The organism is Bacillota bacterium (genome assembly GCA_033549065.1).
Lineage (GTDB): Bacteria > Bacillota > Dethiobacteria > DTU022 > DTU022 > JAWSUE01.
Genome location: JAWSUE010000058.1, coordinates 1 through 515, shown reverse-complemented (window position 1 = coordinate 515; position 515 = coordinate 1). Strand labels below are relative to the sequence as shown.

The window sequence follows — 515 nt, the reverse complement described above, 5'->3', positions numbered from 1 at the left end:
CTTGTAAGCGGCGACACCATTTTTCAGAACAGCATCGGCCGCGCCGACCTGCCCGGTGGTGATATCAATACCCTGGGCGCAAGCGTGGAGAAGCTATCGAACATTGAAGGAATAGAGCTGCTCCTGCCCGGCCATATGGGTTACGTTAAGGGAGAAGCAGCTGTTAAACATAATTTCGACCAGATTAAACGTTACTTTTTTGCCTAGAAGCTATAAGCCAAACAGACCTGTTCAGCAGGAATAACTCTAAAGATAGCGAATTAATCAAATAGGAACAGCAATAACTCAAAAAGGTGTCAGACACCTTTTTGAGTTATTGCGGCGACAAATAGAGGGAGGTAGGCTTCTGCCTGTAAAAGCGAAACTATGAAAATTGCGATGCTCTCCCCCATATCCTGGCGTACACCACCCCGGCACTACGGACCCTGGGAGTGGGTGGTAAGCATGCTTACTGAAGGGCTGGTGAAGCGGGGCCTTGATGTAACCCTCTACGCTACAGCCGATTCGCTTACCTC

2 protein-coding genes are annotated in these 515 nt (G+C 49.1%); both read left to right on the top strand.

Going from position 1 to position 515, the window contains the following annotated elements:
• Window positions 1-207: MBL fold metallo-hydrolase (locus tag SCJ97_11760; GenBank protein MDW7740704.1), on the top strand; the 207-nt coding region annotated here is incomplete at its 5' end.
• Between the two features lie 159 nt (window positions 208-366).
• On the top strand, window positions 367-515 hold a 149-nt coding region (locus SCJ97_11755), incomplete at its 3' end, for a glycosyltransferase family 4 protein (protein ID MDW7740703.1).